The sequence below is a fragment of the Streptomyces sp. NPDC016677 genome (assembly GCF_055562815.1).
The window spans coordinates 589,766-604,880 of the sequence record NZ_JBVHEO010000003.1; the positions used below are offsets into that span (position 1 = coordinate 589,766).

At 73.9% G+C, this 15,115-nt stretch carries 12 protein-coding genes; 8 read left to right on the forward strand and 4 right to left on the reverse strand.

Translation table 11 applies throughout. The annotated features are described in order from the left end of the window. Positions 1 to 43 precede the first annotated feature (43 nt). Positions 44 to 1,006: an ABC transporter substrate-binding protein gene (locus tag ACZ3IG_RS12460; protein WP_467431361.1), complete on the reverse strand. Its 963-nt coding sequence runs from the start codon at positions 1,004 to 1,006 to the stop codon at positions 44 to 46. Between the two features lie 706 nt (positions 1,007 to 1,712). Here ACZ3IG_RS12460 and ACZ3IG_RS12465 point away from each other — a divergent pair. The 4 genes from ACZ3IG_RS12465 to ACZ3IG_RS12480 all read left to right on the forward strand — a co-directional run bounded on the left by ACZ3IG_RS12465 (position 1,713) and on the right by ACZ3IG_RS12480 (position 5,190). After that, positions 1,713 to 2,942 (forward strand): NAD(P)-dependent malic enzyme, encoded by a 1,230-nt coding sequence (locus tag ACZ3IG_RS12465; protein ID WP_467431363.1) that lies wholly within the window; start codon positions 1,713 to 1,715, stop codon positions 2,940 to 2,942. 390 nt (positions 2,943 to 3,332) lie between these two features. Then, entirely contained in the window at positions 3,333 to 4,298 is a 966-nt protein-coding gene (locus ACZ3IG_RS12470; RefSeq protein ID WP_403532372.1) for a zinc-binding dehydrogenase, read from the forward strand. A 113-nt stretch (positions 4,299 to 4,411) separates the two neighbouring features. After that, entirely contained in the window at positions 4,412 to 4,621 is a 210-nt protein-coding gene (locus tag ACZ3IG_RS12475) for a helix-turn-helix domain-containing protein (RefSeq protein ID WP_442835889.1), read from the forward strand. Continuing rightward, positions 4,621 to 5,190: a Clp protease N-terminal domain-containing protein gene (locus ACZ3IG_RS12480; RefSeq protein ID WP_467431672.1), complete on the forward strand. Its 570-nt coding sequence runs from the start codon at positions 4,621 to 4,623 to the stop codon at positions 5,188 to 5,190. The genes ACZ3IG_RS12475 and ACZ3IG_RS12480 overlap by 1 nt, the downstream gene beginning before the upstream one ends. A 31-nt stretch (positions 5,191 to 5,221) precedes the next feature. Here ACZ3IG_RS12480 and ACZ3IG_RS12485 read toward each other — a convergent pair whose 3' ends face one another. From ACZ3IG_RS12485 to ACZ3IG_RS12495, 3 genes are all read right to left on the reverse strand, one after another. Further along, positions 5,222 to 6,280, reverse strand: a complete 1,059-nt coding sequence (locus ACZ3IG_RS12485; protein WP_467431366.1) for a PadR family transcriptional regulator — start codon at positions 6,278 to 6,280, stop codon at positions 5,222 to 5,224. Between the two features lies 1 nt (position 6,281). Then, complete coding sequence (locus ACZ3IG_RS12490) at positions 6,282 to 7,175, reverse strand: DUF4097 family beta strand repeat-containing protein (RefSeq protein ID WP_467431673.1); 894 nt, start codon at positions 7,173 to 7,175, stop codon at positions 6,282 to 6,284. Positions 7,176 to 7,344: 169 nt separating this feature from the next. Beyond that, positions 7,345 to 7,527 carry a DUF6104 family protein gene (locus tag ACZ3IG_RS12495; RefSeq protein ID WP_215171512.1) on the reverse strand — a complete coding sequence of 61 codons (183 nt, stop codon included), beginning with the start codon at positions 7,525 to 7,527 and terminating at the stop codon, positions 7,345 to 7,347. 270 nt (positions 7,528 to 7,797) lie between these two features. Here ACZ3IG_RS12495 and ACZ3IG_RS12500 point away from each other — a divergent pair, with 270 nt between their 5' ends. The 4 genes from ACZ3IG_RS12500 to ACZ3IG_RS12515 all read left to right on the forward strand — a co-directional run bounded on the left by ACZ3IG_RS12500 (position 7,798) and on the right by ACZ3IG_RS12515 (position 15,107). Next, complete coding sequence (locus ACZ3IG_RS12500) at positions 7,798 to 8,310, forward strand: CU044_2847 family protein (RefSeq protein WP_467431369.1); 513 nt, start codon at positions 7,798 to 7,800, stop codon at positions 8,308 to 8,310. Beyond that, on the forward strand, positions 8,307 to 10,490 hold the full coding sequence (locus ACZ3IG_RS12505) for a VMAP-C domain-containing protein (RefSeq protein WP_467431370.1): 2,184 nt from the start codon (positions 8,307 to 8,309) through the stop codon (positions 10,488 to 10,490). Before ACZ3IG_RS12500 ends, ACZ3IG_RS12505 begins: the two co-directional genes overlap by 4 nt. 159 nt (positions 10,491 to 10,649) lie before the next feature. Continuing rightward, positions 10,650 to 11,675 (forward strand): AAA family ATPase, encoded by a 1,026-nt coding sequence (locus ACZ3IG_RS12510; protein WP_467431372.1) that lies wholly within the window; start codon positions 10,650 to 10,652, stop codon positions 11,673 to 11,675. 6 nt (positions 11,676 to 11,681) lie between these two features. Continuing rightward, the gene (locus tag ACZ3IG_RS12515) at positions 11,682 to 15,107 is read left to right on the forward strand and encodes an SAV_2336 N-terminal domain-related protein (RefSeq protein ID WP_467431373.1); all 3,426 of its coding nucleotides are present in this window, start codon (positions 11,682 to 11,684) and stop codon (positions 15,105 to 15,107) included. The last annotated feature ends 8 nt before the right edge of the window (positions 15,108 to 15,115 follow it).

Sequence of the window (15,115 nt, forward strand, 5' to 3'; positions counted from 1 at the left end):
AACGGTGCTGAGTCGAAACGGTGCTGAGTCGGACGGTGTCGGGTCAGGAGCCGCCGTTGATCTTGGACTCGGTGACCGCGCCGTCCGCGACGCCCCACTTGTCGATGATCTTCTTGTACTCGCCGTTGTCGATGATGGCCTGGACGGCCGCCTGGAGCGCGTCGCGCAGTTCGGTGTTCTCCTTGGCCACGGCGATGCCGTACGGGCCCGCCTCCACCTGGTCGCCGACCAGCTCGAAGTACTTGCCGCCGCCGGAGTTCTTCACGGAGTACGCGGCGATCGGGAAGTCGGCGGAGACGACGTCCGCGCCCTTGGAGCGCATCCGGGTCTCGGCCTCGGGGTTGGTGCCGAAGTCCTCGATCTTCAGGGCCTTCTTGCCGTCCTTCGTACACTTCTTCGCCTGGTCCTTGGCGAGGTCGTGGGAGAAGGTGTTGCGCTGCACGGCCATCGTCTTGCCGCACAGGTCGTCCCAGGTCCTGATGGACTGGTCGTCGCCCTTGTTGGTGTAGAGGGAGACGCCCGCGGTGAAGTAGTCGACGAAGTCGACGCCCGTGCCGACCTTCTTGCCGGTGTCGGCGTCGATGCCCTCCTGGCGCTCCTTGGTGTCGGTCATGGCCGACATGGCGATGTCGTAGCGCTTGGCGGCGAGGCCGCCGATGAGCGTGTCGAAGGTGGCGTTCTCGAACTCGAACGTCACGCCGAGCTGCTTGCCCATCGCCTCCGCGAGGTCCGGGTCGATACCGACCGTCTTGCCGGAGTCGTCCTTGAACTCCACCGGCGCGTAGGCGATGTCGGAACCGACCTTGATCACGCCCTTGTCGCGGATGGCCTGGGGGAGCTTGTCGGCCAGCGGGGCGCTGCTCGACGACTTGGTCTCGTCGGAGCCGTTGTCCTTGGTCTGGTCGCCGCAGCCGGTGAGCAGCAGTGCGCCCGCGACCGCGATGGCGCCGACCGCGGCGGTGCGGGAGGACACGGCGGTCGTGCGACGGGTGGAGCGTGCGGTCATGTGGGTTTCCTCCGGCGGATGAGTGGAGCAGCCGATCGGGCGGGGCGTCCGACGGAGGGGCCGGCGGGCGCCGTGGGTCGACGGTCGACGGGGTGCGTGCGGCGGTCGTCGACGGCAGCGCACGGAGGCCGGCGTGGGCACACGTCTTCGAGTGCCGCGACCTCGTGCGATTACGGCATCTTGCCATTCGGACGGAGCTGTTCAGGGGACCTGCGATGTCAAAATCGGATAACGGGTGGTGTCGCGAAGCGGAGCAGGTCGGTCAATCGCGACCGAACGTTTGCGGGAATTGTTGCTTCCGGCCGCAAGATCTTCGGTTGAGCGGGGCGGGGTGGGGCGGGGTGCGGCTTCTCCGGGGTGGTGTCACGAGTGGTTCCGGGGTGGTGTCAAGAGTTGTCGGGGTGTTGGCCGGAAGTGGCGGTGTGGGTCATGTCACGGGCATATGACTGGCCGTGTTCGTCGCGCGGTGCCCCGGGGCTCGCGCGGGCCGGGGTGTGAGCTTGCGCCTATTGGACTCGTCTCGGGGGGCGTCCGTCCGGTAAGAAGGTTCTTTACACCCCTCATCCGGGGCTCAGGGCGCGTGTGCGGCGCGCCCGTCGCGTACAGGCCCGTACGCATCAATGACCTGGGCCTTGCGCGGTCCCGCCCACTCCTCACCAGGAGCGGACACACCCTCACACCATGAACTCTTAAGGGGTACTACGAAGTGGCAGCGGAGATCGTCAATCCTCGCAGCGACAGTGTCGACAGTGACAGCGTCGACGGATCCTCTCTCGACTCCCTCGACCTCGATCCCGCGTTCGCGTTGCACCGCGGCGGCAAGATGGCCGTGCGGGCCACCGTGCCGGTCCGGGACAAGGACGACCTGTCCCTGGCGTACACGCCCGGCGTCGCGAAAGTGTGCAGCGCGATCGCCGAGCAGCCGGAGCTGGTCGACGACTACACGTGGAAGTCGTCCGTCGTGGCGGTCGTGACGGACGGTACGGCCGTGCTCGGGCTCGGGGACATCGGGCCGCAGGCCTCTCTTCCGGTGATGGAAGGAAAGGCGATCCTGTTCAAGCAGTTCGGCGGCGTGGACGCGGTGCCGATCGCGCTGGACTGCACGGACGCGGACGAGATCGTCGAGACGGTGGTGCGGCTCGCGCCGTCGTTCGGCGGGGTCAACCTGGAGGACATCTCGGCGCCGCGGTGCTTCGAGATCGAGCGGAAGCTGCAGGAGCGGCTGGACATCCCGGTCTTCCACGACGACCAGCACGGTACGGCGGTCGTGACGCTGGCGGCGCTGCGGAACGCGGCGCGGCTGAGCGGGCGGTCGCTGGGTGAGCTGCGCGCGGTGATCTCGGGCGCCGGGGCGGCGGGTGTCGCCATCGCGAAGATGCTGGTCGAGGCCGGCATCGGGGACGTCGCCGTGGCGGACCGGAAGGGGGTCGTGTCGGCGGACCGGGACGATCTGACGCCGGTGAAGCGGGAGCTGGCCGAGTTCACGAACAAGGCCGGGCGGAGCGGGTCGCTGGAGGCGGCGCTGGAAGGCGCGGACGTCTTCATCGGGGTTTCCGGCGGGACGGTGCCGGAGGCCGCGGTGGCGTCGATGGCTCCGGGGGCGTTCGTGTTCGCCATGGCGAACCCGAACCCGGAGGTGCATCCCGAGGTCGCGCACAAGTACGCGGCGGTCGTCGCCACCGGGCGGTCGGACTTCCCGAACCAGATCAACAACGTGCTGGCGTTCCCCGGGATCTTCGCGGGGGCGTTGCAGGTGCGGGCGTCCCGGATCACCGAGGGGATGAAGCTGGCGGCGGCTGAGGCGCTGGCCTCGGTCGTGGGCGACGATCTCTCGGCGGAGTATGTGATTCCGTCGCCGTTCGACGAGCGGGTCGCGCCGGCGGTGACGGCGGCGGTGGCCGCGGCCGCTCGGGCGGAGGGGGTCGCGCGTCGCTGACGGGTGGCTTCTCGAACGGTCCCGTCCTGGGTGGGCGGGGCCGTTTTGTGTGTGGGCCGGGGGAGGGTTGTGGGTGCGGGTTGTGGGTGGGGTCGATATGCCTGCGGCGCCTGTGCGGGTTCGGTGGGGGTGCGCGCAGCGCCCAGGGTGCGGTGTGCGGGTCGGGGCCGGGGTGGGGGGTGTCCGTCCTCGGAACGGCGCGGAATCGGTCACTTACGGGGGTGCGGCGGGTTGACGCGCCAACCGCTGCGGGCGGACACCCCCACCCCGTCCCCTCACCGCCGTACGCGACTGCGGGCGCGGGCGCGGGTGCGTTCCGCGTGGCAAGAGGACGCGTGTCACAGGTGCGGTCGGTTCTCGTGGGCGGGTGGGGAATCTATCGTCGGGGGCATGTTCGCTGTCTACGCCGCCCGGATCGACCGTGATCAGCCGCTGAATGGTCTGGAGTTGGGAGAGCGTCCCGCTCCCGAGGCCCGGCCCGGCTGGAGTGTCGTCGATGTCAGGGCCGCCTCACTCAACCATCACGACTTGTGGTCCCTGCGGGGCGTCGGTCTCGCGGAGGACCGGCTGCCGATGATCCTGGGGTGCGATGCCGCCGGGGTCGACGAGGACGGCAACGAGGTCGTGCTGCATTCCGTCATCGGCCAGAGCGGGTACGGGGTCGGGGTGAAGGAGCCCCGGTCCATTCTGACCGAGCGCTATCAGGGGACCTTCGCGGAAAGGGTCGCCGTACCGACCTGGAATCTGCTGCCCAAGCCCAAGGAGCTGTCGTTCGCGGAGGCGGCCTGTCTGCCGACGGCCTGGCTGACGGCGTACCGGATGCTGTTCACGAACGCAGGGGTGCGGCCCGGGGATTCGGTGCTGGTGCAGGGGGCCGGGGGCGGTGTCGCCACGGCTGCGATCGTGCTGGGGAAGGCGGCCGGGCTGCGGGTGTTCGCGACCAGCCGGGACGAGGCCAAGCGGAAGCGGGCGGTGGAACTGGGGGCCGTGGAGGCCGTCGAGCCGGGGGCGCGGCTGCCGCAGCGGGTCGACGCCGTGATCGAGACGGTGGGGGCCGCCACCTGGTCGCACTCGGTCAAGTCCTTGCGGCCCGGTGGGACGCTGGTCATTTCCGGCGCCACCAGTGGTGACCGGCCCTCGCACGCCGAGTTGACGCGGATCTTCTTCCTGGAGCTGAAGGTCGTGGGGTCCACGATGGGGACCAAGGACGAGCTGGAGGATCTGCTGGCGTTCTGCGCGGCCACCGGGGTGCGTCCCGTGATCGACGAGGTGCTGCCTCTGGAACGGGCGCGTGAGGGGTTCGCCCGGATGGAGTCGGGAGAGCTCTTCGGGAAGATCGTGTTGGGGCGTGGGTGACGTCTGTTCGGTCGGTGGCGGGTTCGGAGCGGGTGAGCTGCCGGGCCCGCCTTTTTCGGCGTGCGGTGTCAATCGGGGTTGACGGAGGTCGGGTGTCAATCTAGGTTGACATCATGAGTGAGGCAACGGATCTTGCCGCGCGTGCGGGGGATCGTGATCCGCGGGTCGGGCTGCGTGCCGTCGCCGCGCTGCGCAGGCTGCTGGAGCAGTTGGAGGCCGTGCAGGTGCGCGGTGCGCGCGAGCAGGGGTGGTCGTGGCAGGAGATCGCCACCGAGTTGGGAGTGAGCAGGCAGGCCGTTCACAAGAAGTACGGGAGGCGATGATGTTCGAACGGTTCACGAAGGACGCCCGGGCCGTGGTGCGGGGGGCGGTCGAGTGCGCGTCGGGGGACGTGGGGGCCGAGCATCTCGTACTGGCGCTGCTGGAGCGCGAGGGGAGCCGTGCCTCGTTCGCGCTGGGTGCGCTCGGGGTGAACGGCGAGCGCAAGGAGTCGGTACGGCGGGCGCTGGGGGAGGCGCGCCGGCGTGCCGGGCTGTCGCAGGCCGAGACCGACGCGCTGGCCGGGCTCGGGATCGACGTCACGGAGATCGTCGCCCGGGTGGAGGAGGCGCACGGTGCCGGGGCGATGTCCGGTGACCGGCGCGGCAGGGGCGGTGGCCGGTGGTCCGGACGGGGGCGGTTCGGGAAGGACGCCAAGGAGGTGCTGGAGAAGGCGCTGCGGGTGGCTGTCGCGCGGCGGGACCGGCACATCGGGGATGAGCACATTCTGCTCGCCCTGGTCCTGCGGCCCGGTGTGTCCGCCGAGGTGCTCGCCGACCACGGAGTGACCCAAGAAGCGCTGGTCCGCGTGCTGGGGGACGGAGCGGGGGAAGGGGAGGCGCGGGCGGGGTGAGGGGCCTCCCCTTTCCGTGCGGGGCCCGGGGTCAGGGTTGCGGGGCGCGGAGCAGGGCGCCGATGTGGGCCGCGGCTGTCGAGAGGTGGCGGCGGGCGTCGCGGAGCTGGTCCGTGGTGATGCCGTGGTCCCGGGCCGCGTCGCGGATGTCGTCCCGGAAGCGGTCCAGCAGACGGTCCAGGTCGCGGGCCGGGTCGCCGGTGGAGTCGGTGGCCGTTTCGTGGGCCCAGGAGGGTTCGTAGGCGGCGGGGAAGTCCTCCGGGGTGGACGAGTACTCCGGGTGCGCCTGCTTCGGCTGCGCCTGCTCCGGGTGCTTCTGCTCCGGGCCGGGCGAGGAGGGGGGTGAGGGGGCGGTGCGGGTGAACGGCCAGTCCTTGCCGAAGTCCCCCACCTCCTTGGCCAGTTCGCTCAGGCCCTCGCGCAGGCCCGTCGGCCAGTCGCCCCGGACGAAGTGGTCCTGTACCTGCTCCTGGACGCGGCGGGCGATGCGCTGGACCTCCTCCTGGGCCTGGGTCCGGGCCCACTCCTGGGCCTCCTTCGCCTGGCGGCGGGCCCGCTGGGCCTCGTCGCGGGCCCGGCGGCTCTCGTCCTTGGCGCGGCGGGCCTGTTCCTTCCACTCCTGCTTGACGCGGCGCATCTCCTCCTTGGCGGTGCGCCACGCCTCGGCGGTCTCGTGGTCGGCGGAGGCGGTTCCGGCGCCCCGGCGGGCCGCGGAGGCCGCCGCGCGCATCTCGCGGCGCAGGTCGCCCGCCGCGCCCCGTACGTCGGCCTGGATCTCGGCGGCCAGTTCGGCGACCGACTCCCGGATCTCCAGTTCCAGATCGGCCAGTTCGGCGCTGCGGTCGGCCAGTTCGGCGCGGCCGGCGTCGGTGATCGAGTACACCTTGCGGCCGCCCTCGGTGGTGTGGGTGACCAGGCCCTCGGCCTCCAGCTTGGCCAGGCGCGGGTAGACCGTGCCGGCCGAGGGGGCGTACAGGCCCTGGAAGCGTTCTTCGAGGAGGCGGATGACCTCGTAGCCGTGGCGGGGGGCCTCGTCGAGCAGCTTCAGGAGGTAGAGGCGGAGGCGGCCGTGGGCGAAGACGGGGGGCATGTCAGAGCACCTTCTTGTCGGTCGTCGGGCCGTCGGCCGGCGGGCCGGCCGGGGAGTTCGCCGTCGCGTCCGCCGGGGGGTGCTCCGCTTCCGCCGGTGGGCGGCGCAGCAGCGCGATCGAGCCCGTGACCGTGGTCGCCTTGAGGCGGCCGGTGCCCGCGCCCAGGCGTCCGGTGATCCGCTTGGCGCCCCACTGGCCGGTGACCTTGAGGTCCTCGAAGGCGCTGGAGACCGCGCCGCTCGCCGTGTTGGCCTCCACCTCCGCGTCGGCGGGCTGGGGCAGGCGGATGGCGATCTCGCCCGAGACGTTGGTCAGGCTGATGTCGGTGGGACGGCTCGCCGGGTCGCAGTCGACGATCATCGAACCGTTCACCGAATCCGCCCGGACCGAGGAGCCGGCCTCCACGACGGTCAGGTCGCCGGAGACCGACTGGAAGCGCAGGTCTCCGGTGAGGGCCTGGGCCTCCACGCTGCCGGAGACCGTGTCGGCCTGTACCGGGCCCGCGAGGCCGACCAGGGTGGTGTCGCCGGTGACGCCCCGGATCTCCGCGTGGCCGTCGAGGCCGGAGAGCACGGCCGTGGCGCCGACCACGCCGACCTCCACGCGCGTGTGCGCGGGGACGGCCAGGGAGACCACCGCGCTGCGGCGCCGGCCCCTGCGGTCGAGCCACTTCAGGAAGCCCTTCCAGGGCAGGTCCTCGTAGGCCACCGTGAGGGTGCCGCCCTCCTGGTCCACGATCAGCGGGGCGCCCTCTATCGCGGAGACCTCCAGCCGGGCGGGGCCCTCCTCCGTGCCGACGACGTTCACCGTGCCGTCGACGACGCGTACGTGGAGCTCGCTCACGGGGGTGTCGAACGTGAGCCTGCGCGGTTGTGTGACGGACCACTCGGGCATGGTGCGGACCTCCTGACGACGCGCCATATCGCGTCTTCTCGTATTCACGATATATCGCGCGAAGGGAAAGTCAACACGCTCTTCCGGGTGGTGGCGCCGTACGTCCCCGCACGCACGTCTCCGCACGTTCCCGCGCGTCTGCGCACGTCTCCGCGGGCTCGGGGCTCCTCTACTCCTCGTCCTCGTCGTCGTCCAGCCGGGCCAGCCAGGTGGCCAGGCGTTCCACCGGGACCTCGAAGTCCGGGTTGAGGTCGACGAACGTCCGCAGCTGCTCGGCGAGCCACTCGAAGGTGATCTCCTCCTCGCCGCGCCGCTTCTCCAGCTCCTCGATGCCGCGGTCGGTGAAGTACATGGATGGTGCTCCGTCGGTCGGCGCAGGGGTTGGGAGCGTCCCGTGCGGGAAGGACCCTGTTCCTGCGGGAAATAGAGGTGAGGTCTTTCCGCCCGGTGCTGAACCGGTCGGGAAAGACGGAAGAGGACAGGAAAAAGGATAGGCGCAGGGAGGGGCGCGCCCCGTGGGGCGGCCGAAGCCCTCGCGCCGGCGGAACCCGGCGGTTAGCCTCGGCAGGGCGACCGGCTTCAGGGGGACGCGGGGGAACGGGGGACTTCCATGGGACGGGAAGTGACGAGAGTCGCACGGATCGCGTTACCGGACGGGACGCCGGTCTGGGCCCGGATCTCGGGCGGGGAGGAGCTGTCCGGGCGGCCGGGCGGGCTGGCGTACAGCGACACCGGGTTCACCGAGCGGGTCGAGGCGAGCGTGGAGAGCCTGCACTCCCTGGTGACCGGGGTGGCGCGGTCGCTGGCGGAGCCGCTGCGCGCGGTGCGGCCCGACGAGGTCAGCGTGCAGTTCGGCATCGAGCTGACCGCCAAGGCCGGCAAGGTCGTCGGCCTGCTCGCCGACGGCGAGGCCAAGGCCGGCATCACGGTCACCCTCACCTGGAACAGCGGAACGGCGGTGCCGTACGCGCCCGGCGACGGTACGGCGGACGCCGGGGGAGCCGGGGGAGCCGGAGGGACCGGGGGGACCGGGGGGACATCGTCCGGCACGGGCGGCGGCGTGCGCGACGGCGCGTCCCCCGGCGCTGCGGGGCACGACGGTGCCGGGAGCCCCACGGCCGGGGGCGGGGCATGACGAGCGGGCACGCCCCAGGCGCGTCGAGCGCCCTCGATGCCGCCCGGCGTGCGCTCAGTGGCCTCGTCATGGCCGCCACCGTGCGCATTCATCGGGCGGGGGCCGGGTATGCCCTCGACGAACCCGCGTCGTTCCTCGGGAGTGGCTTCTTCGTCGCCCCCAACTGGGTTCTGACCTGCGCGCACGTGGCATGCGAGGGGGAGGGGGGCGAGGTCGCGGTGGTCTACCAGCCGGCGCCGGGACGCGGCATGTCCGCCGTCACCGGCCACGTGGTGGTGATGCTGCCGGACGGTCCCGCGCCCCCGGCCGGCAACTGGCCGGCCCCGGACCTCGCGCTGATCCGGCTGAGCGCGCCGGTCGACCACGAGTGCGTGTACGTCTCCGAACGCCCGCCGGCCTACTACGCCGACGGCAAGGTCCTCTACGCGGGCTGGACGGAGCTGGACGGCCGGCTCCAGCTGCTCTACGGCCCCCTCACCGTCCAGGGCACCATCGGCGGCTGGGCCTCGGACGTGCAGCTGCGCCTCGGGGAGAACGACCTGCCGCACGGCGTCTCGGGCGGCCCCGTGATCGACCCGGAGCGGGGCGAGGTCATCGGCCTGGTGAAGTCCCAGGCGCACCACGCGCGCGGGGGCACGTCCATCGGGCTGGAACAACTGCGGACGCTGCCGGTGCCCGCCGAACCCCTGACGGCCGAGCACGACGACCTGTACCAGGCGGTGTTCCAGGCGCACGACCGCTACCACCGGGACCGGCAGCGCCATCCGGACGCGCGCCGCCAGACCTGGGCGGACGTGCAGCGCCAGCTCGGCGCCCGGCCCGGCCGCACGCTCAGCCCGGACGAGCGGGTGCAGTTGCTCGGCCGGCTCGCCGACCTGCCGCCGCCGGTCAGCACCCACTCCCTGCTCGACATCCTCGACGACCTGCCGGGCTTCCAGGCGCCCCTGCTGCTGCCCGCGCCGCGCGGCTGGCGGGACGGTCTGGGCGCCCTGTACGAGAGCGTCCGCGACGACGGCGCGCTCGCCCTCGTCCTCGGCTACGCGGTGGAGGCCATGGTCGCCGAGCGGCCCTATGTCGCGCCCAGCACACCGGCCGCCGAGGAGGCCCTGCGGCACTGGGTGTGGCAGGCCGTGCAGCGGCTCGGCGCCCACCAGCGCCAGGAACTGGACGTCCGGCGGTCCCGCGGACTGCGGCGGCGCGGGCCCCGGGTACGGCGGGGCGGGCCCGGCACGGCCCACGGGCGTCCGGCGGTGGCGCGGCCGGCCGTACTCGTCGAACTGGAGCAGCGGCACTGGGAGCCGGACCACTGCGACTGGTCGGTGTCCGTCCTCTCGCCCGACGCCGAGGCGCGCCGCCTCGGCGACGGCGTGCAGGCCCCGCTGGCGCGGCTCGCCGAGCGGCTGACGGCCCCGCTCACCGAGGCGTTCCGGCACTGCGACGAGCCGGGCGGGCCCGCCGTCCTCCAGGTCGCCCTGCCGTACTCCCTGCTCGGCCGGCTGGCGGCCGACGAATGGCGGCTGGGCCCGGACGCGCAGCCGGTGGGTGCGCTGCGCCCGGTCGTGCTGCGCTGCTCCGACCGCGGCCGGCTCGCCGAGGACGACGCCCTGGCCGAGGACGAGGACGAGCACGGGTACGAGTACGGGTTCCGGTACGGGTACGAGGGTGCGGGCGCGGACGGCCACGCGTACGGGGACGACGGCGCGGCCGGGCCGCCCGACCCCGACCAGGAGCGCCGGGCCCGCTGGCGCTGGCTGCACACGCACCGGGCCTCGGTCGAGGTCCTCGACTGTGACGAGGGACTGCGCAAGCCCGTGCCCCGCCTGGACGAGCTGCGCGGACTGCCGTACGGCACGGTGCCCGTGCTGTGCCGCTACGGCGACGACCGCTACGACGACGACGCCGCGGCGCTCGCCCGGATCGTGGGCGGCGGTTTCGGCGTCGCCCTGTGGCGCCACCGGCGCAGTCTGCCGGAGGCGGTCTGCGGGGAGTTCCACCGCGGTACGTTCGACGAGATCGCCGGCCCGCCGAGCGCGCACCAGCTGCCGGAGGTCGTGCACGACCTGCGCCGCAAGCTGCGCGTCGGCCAGACCGAGACCTTCTGGGCCGCCGGGATAGCCCTGCTGTACGACGATCCGCACCAGCCCCTGCCGGGCGCGGGCGACCTGCTGGAGGCTCCTTGAACGCGCCTGCCTCCGGAGCGCGCCCCCGTCCGCGCCCCTGTCCGCGCCTTGGCCCGCCCCCGAGTCCGTCTGCCTCCTTACCAGGCCCCTTGGGCATCGATACCGTGAGGGGCGTTCGAGCGGCTGCCCCTGTGGACGAGTGACGACGAGGACCGGATCATGACCGAATCCAGTGAGTGGCTCATCTACCGGGGCGCCGGCGAGCCCCATGACGGCATCGAGCGGCTCCCCGCCCCGCCGCCCTGGCGCGACTTCGCCGGCCGGGACGGGGCGGCCGGCGCGGGCGACGGTTCCGAGGACCGCAGGCTCGGCGCCCACCGGCACATGGCGGAGCTGCACCGGCCGGGCGCCGAGGAGCTGGAGATGATCAACGCGGCGCTGTATCTGCGCCGCCCCCTGCTGGTCACCGGCAGCCCCGGCGCCGGCAAGAGCACGCTGGCGCACTCGGTGGCGTACGAACTGGGCCTGGGCAATGTGCTGCGCTGGTCCATCGTGAGCCGGTCCAGCCTTCAGGACGGGCTCTACCACTACGACGCCATCGCCCGCCTCCAGGACGTGCAGATCGCCGCGCAGGGCGGCTTCGGTTCCGCGGCCGGGGCGCCGGGCGCCGTGGAGGGCATCGGCAGCTACATCCGGCTCGGCCCGCTCGGCACCGCGCTGCTGCCGTCCGACACCCCGCGCGTGCTGCTCATCGACGAGCTGGACAAGAGCGACATCGACCTGCCCAACGACCTGCTGAACGTGCTGGAGGAGGGCGAGTTCGCCATCCCCGAGCTGGAGCGCATCGCCGACCGGCTCCCCGACGGCGAGGCCGAGGTGCTCACCGCGGACGGCGTGAAGGTACGGGTGCGCGACGGCCGGGTGCGCTGCCGCGCCTTCCCCTTCGTGGTGCTGACCAGCAACGGCGAGCGGGACTTCCCGCCGCCCCTGATGCGCCGCTGCATCCACCTGGAGCTGGGCCGCCCCGACCACCGGCGGCTCGCCACCTTCGTACGGGCCCACCTGGGCGACGAGGCGGCGCGCGCGGGCGACGACCTGATCGCCCGGTTCCTGGAGCGGTCCCGCAGCGAACTGCTGGCGGCGGACCAGTTGCTGAACGCCATCTACCTCACCGGCGCCGCGGCCGCGCCCAGCCGCGACCGGCTCGCCGACCTGCTCATCCAGCGGCTCGACCGCCCGAGGTGACGTGCGATGCCCGACGCAGCGGCACGACACGGTCCCGGGCACCCCGGCCCGCCCGACGCCGATCCCCTCGCCGAACTCGTCCGCCGGCTGCGGGAGATCGGCCTCGACCCGGACGCCGAGCAGCTCCGCGACGCCCTGTGGCTGGCCGGCTGGGCCCGCCCCGCCGACGCCGCGGACGCACCGGACCCGCGGTCCGGCCGGCCGAAACCACCGCCGGCCCCGCCGCGCGACCGGCCTCCGGCCCCGCGGCCGGACGACGGGGCCCGGTCCGCCGTGCCCGAGGAACCGCCCCCCGCCGACCCGGCCGACCGGCGCGTGGCCCTCTACCCGGTGCCGCGCGCCGGGGCGTCGGGCGGCCCCGGGCGGGCCCGCGCGCTGCCGGTGGGCGTACCCGCCGCGCCCGTCCTGCCCTCCCCGCTCGAACTCCAGCGCGCCCTGCGCCCGTTGCAGGGCTACCGCAGCCCCGCCCCGCCCCGGCGCACCGAGCTGGACGAGGTCGCCACGGCCGAGCGGAGCGCCCAGGCCGGCGGGCTGATCCTGCCCGTCCACCGTTCCGTGACCCGGCGCGACGCCCGGCTTCATCTCGTCCTCGACGCCTCCTCCTCGATGCGGGTGTGGGACCGGCTGTTCGACGAACTGGAGCAGATCCTCGGCCAGTTGGGCGCCTTCTCGGACATCGAGGTCAGCCATCTGCACCAGAGCCCGGACGGCGGCGCCGCGGTCAGCCGCAGCCCGGACCCGCACAGCGCGCCGCTGCACTCCGCGGACCGGCTCAGCGACCCGACCGGACGCCGGATCGTCCTGTTCGTCAGCGACTGCGCGGGCCCGCTCTGGCACAGCGGCCACGCCCACCGGCTGCTCCACCACCTCTCCCGGCAGGGCCCCGTCGCCGTCCTCCAGCCGCTGCCGCAGCGCATGTGGAACCGCACCCGGCTGCCCGTCACCTTCGGCGAGCTGTCCCGCGGCGACACCCTCAGCGGCGCCGCCTCCTTGCGCGTACGCGTCCCCGGCGGACGGCCCGCCGCGGCCCGCAAGGGCGCGCTGCCCGTGCCCGTGCTGCCGCCCGAGCCGGTCGCCCTCGGCGCCTGGGCCCGGCTGCTGTCCGGGGCCGGCACCGCTCCGGTGCCGGGCGCCGTGGGCTGGGTACGGGCCGCCCAGCCGCCCGCCCCGGCGCCGCGCGCGGACCGGCAGCGGACGCCGTACCAGCGGGTCAGCCGGTTCACCTCCGTCGCCTCCCCGGCCGCCGGGCGGCTCGCCGTCTACCTCGCGGCGGCGCCGCTGTGCCTGCCGGTGATGCATCTGGTGCAGCGCACCATGCTGCCCGGCTCCGGCCCGTCCGAGCTGGCCGAGGTGCTGGTCAGCGGCCTGGTCACCCGGGCCGGCCCGGAGTACGGCACGGACGGCGTCCAGTGGTACGAGATCGAACCGGACGTGCGCGAGGCCCTGCTGTCCCGCCTCGGCCGCGACGAGGCCATGCTCGTGCTCAAGCACTGCTCGGAGTACATCGAGCAGCGCTTCGGCAAGGGCGGCCCCAACTTCCCCGCCCTCGCCCTGGCCCAGCTCGGCGACGGTGGCGGCAGCAGTGGCAGCGGTGGCAGTGGTGGCAGTGGTGCCGGTGGTACGGGTACGGGGCGTACCCAGGGCCGCGGCGTCCGCTACGTCACCGGGGACGCCGAGAACGGCGACAACGGAGACGGTGGCGAGGCCGACCGGGTTCCGCAGCCCTTCGCGGAGATCGCCGCCCGGGTCCTGGAGCGGTTCATGCCGCTGCCCGAGCAGTTCGCCCTGTACGACGGCCGCTCCTCCTACCCCGGACGCGCGGCGGCGCCGCCCGCCGACCGGCCCCCGCACCAGGCCGTCACCCGGGCCCGCGACCTGCTCGCCCGGTTCGACGACGAGGGCATGGTGCAGGACCTCATCGACGCGGTGCAGCTGCTGCGCGGCGCCACCGAACACCAGGGCCCGGCCGGCACCGACCCCGCGCTGTGGGCGCAGTACGCGCACTGCGCGCTGCGCCTGTGGGAGGTGCAGGGCGGCGACGCCCTGCTGAGCGAGGCCGAACAGGCCGCCGAACGCGCCGCCGCGCACCCGCACGCCCTGCGCGAACGCGCCGTCCTCGCGCGCGTGCTGCACGCCGCCGCCACCGACGCCCGGCAGCGCGGCGACCGGCCCGGCGCCCAGGAGCTGCTGCGCCGCGCCGACCGCGAGTACGCCGTGGCCTGCGCCGCCCCCGGCCTGGACGAGCGGGAGGCGCTGGAACTCACCCTGGAGCGGGTCGGCGCCCTGGAGGCCCAGTGGCGCCTCGGCCGCGACAGCGCGCTGCTCCAGGGCGCCGTCGGCATGCTGGAGGCGTTCGCCGACGCCTGGCCCGACCGGCACGGCCGGCCGGCCGAACTCCCGCTCGCCCACGGCCGGGTACTGCTGCGGCTGGCGGAGGTGACGGCCGACCCGCCGCAGAGCCGGCTCTACGCGCAGCAGGCGGCGCACTCGCTGGGCCGGGCGCTGGAGTCCGGCGCCCCCGCCGACGGCGCCACCACCACCGAGGCCGTCCGGGCCCGGGTGCGGACCCTGACCGACCTGGTGGACGCGCTGCTGCGGGCGGGCGGGCCGCTCGACGTGGCGCGGGCCCGCGTCGACGAGGCCCTGGGTGTCGTACGGGAGCAGGGGCAGCGGGCCGCGCTGCTGGTGCGGGCGGGGCGGATCGCCGAGGCGCGCTACGCCGACTCCGGGGAACCGGCCGAACTGCGGCGGGCCGCGGACTGGTTCGGGCAGGCCGCGCAGTGGATGCCCCGGGACGCGCCCCAGCACGCCGACGTGCTCGCCGAGTGGGGCGAGGTACTGCTCAGGCTGGCGGCCCTGGAGAGCGGCGCGCGGTCCCGGGAACGGCTGTCCCGGGCGATCCGGGTGCTGCGCGACTGCCGGATGGAGACCCCGGCGGGCAGCCCGCTCGCGGCCCACCGGCTGCTGCTGCTCGGGCGGGCGCTCATGCACCGGTACCAGGTGCGCGGCGACCGGGTGGACCTGCGGGAGGCCGAGCACCTCCTCGGGCTGGCGGCGGCCGACGCGGACGACCCGCTGCTGGCGGCGCGCTGCCGGCTGGAACTGGGGGAGGCCCAGTTCGAGGCGTACCAGAATCTGGGCCGGGCCACCCGGCTGGACGTGGCCGCCGACGTCTTCCGGGCCGCCGCCGAGTCCGCCGGGCAGGCGGAGCGGGAGGCCGAAACGGAGCGCCGGCGCCAGGAGGCCGTGGAACTCGCCGCGCAGGCACACCACTGGCGGGGTATGTCCTTCGAAGCGGCGGCGCGTCCCCGGGCGGCCCGGGACGCCTACCGGGCGGCCCGCGCCCAGTGGGCCCGGCTGCCGCAGGACCGGCTGGGCACGGGCGAACCGACGGCGCAGCAGACCGCGCAGCGGCTGGCCGAACTGGAATGAGGCACCGG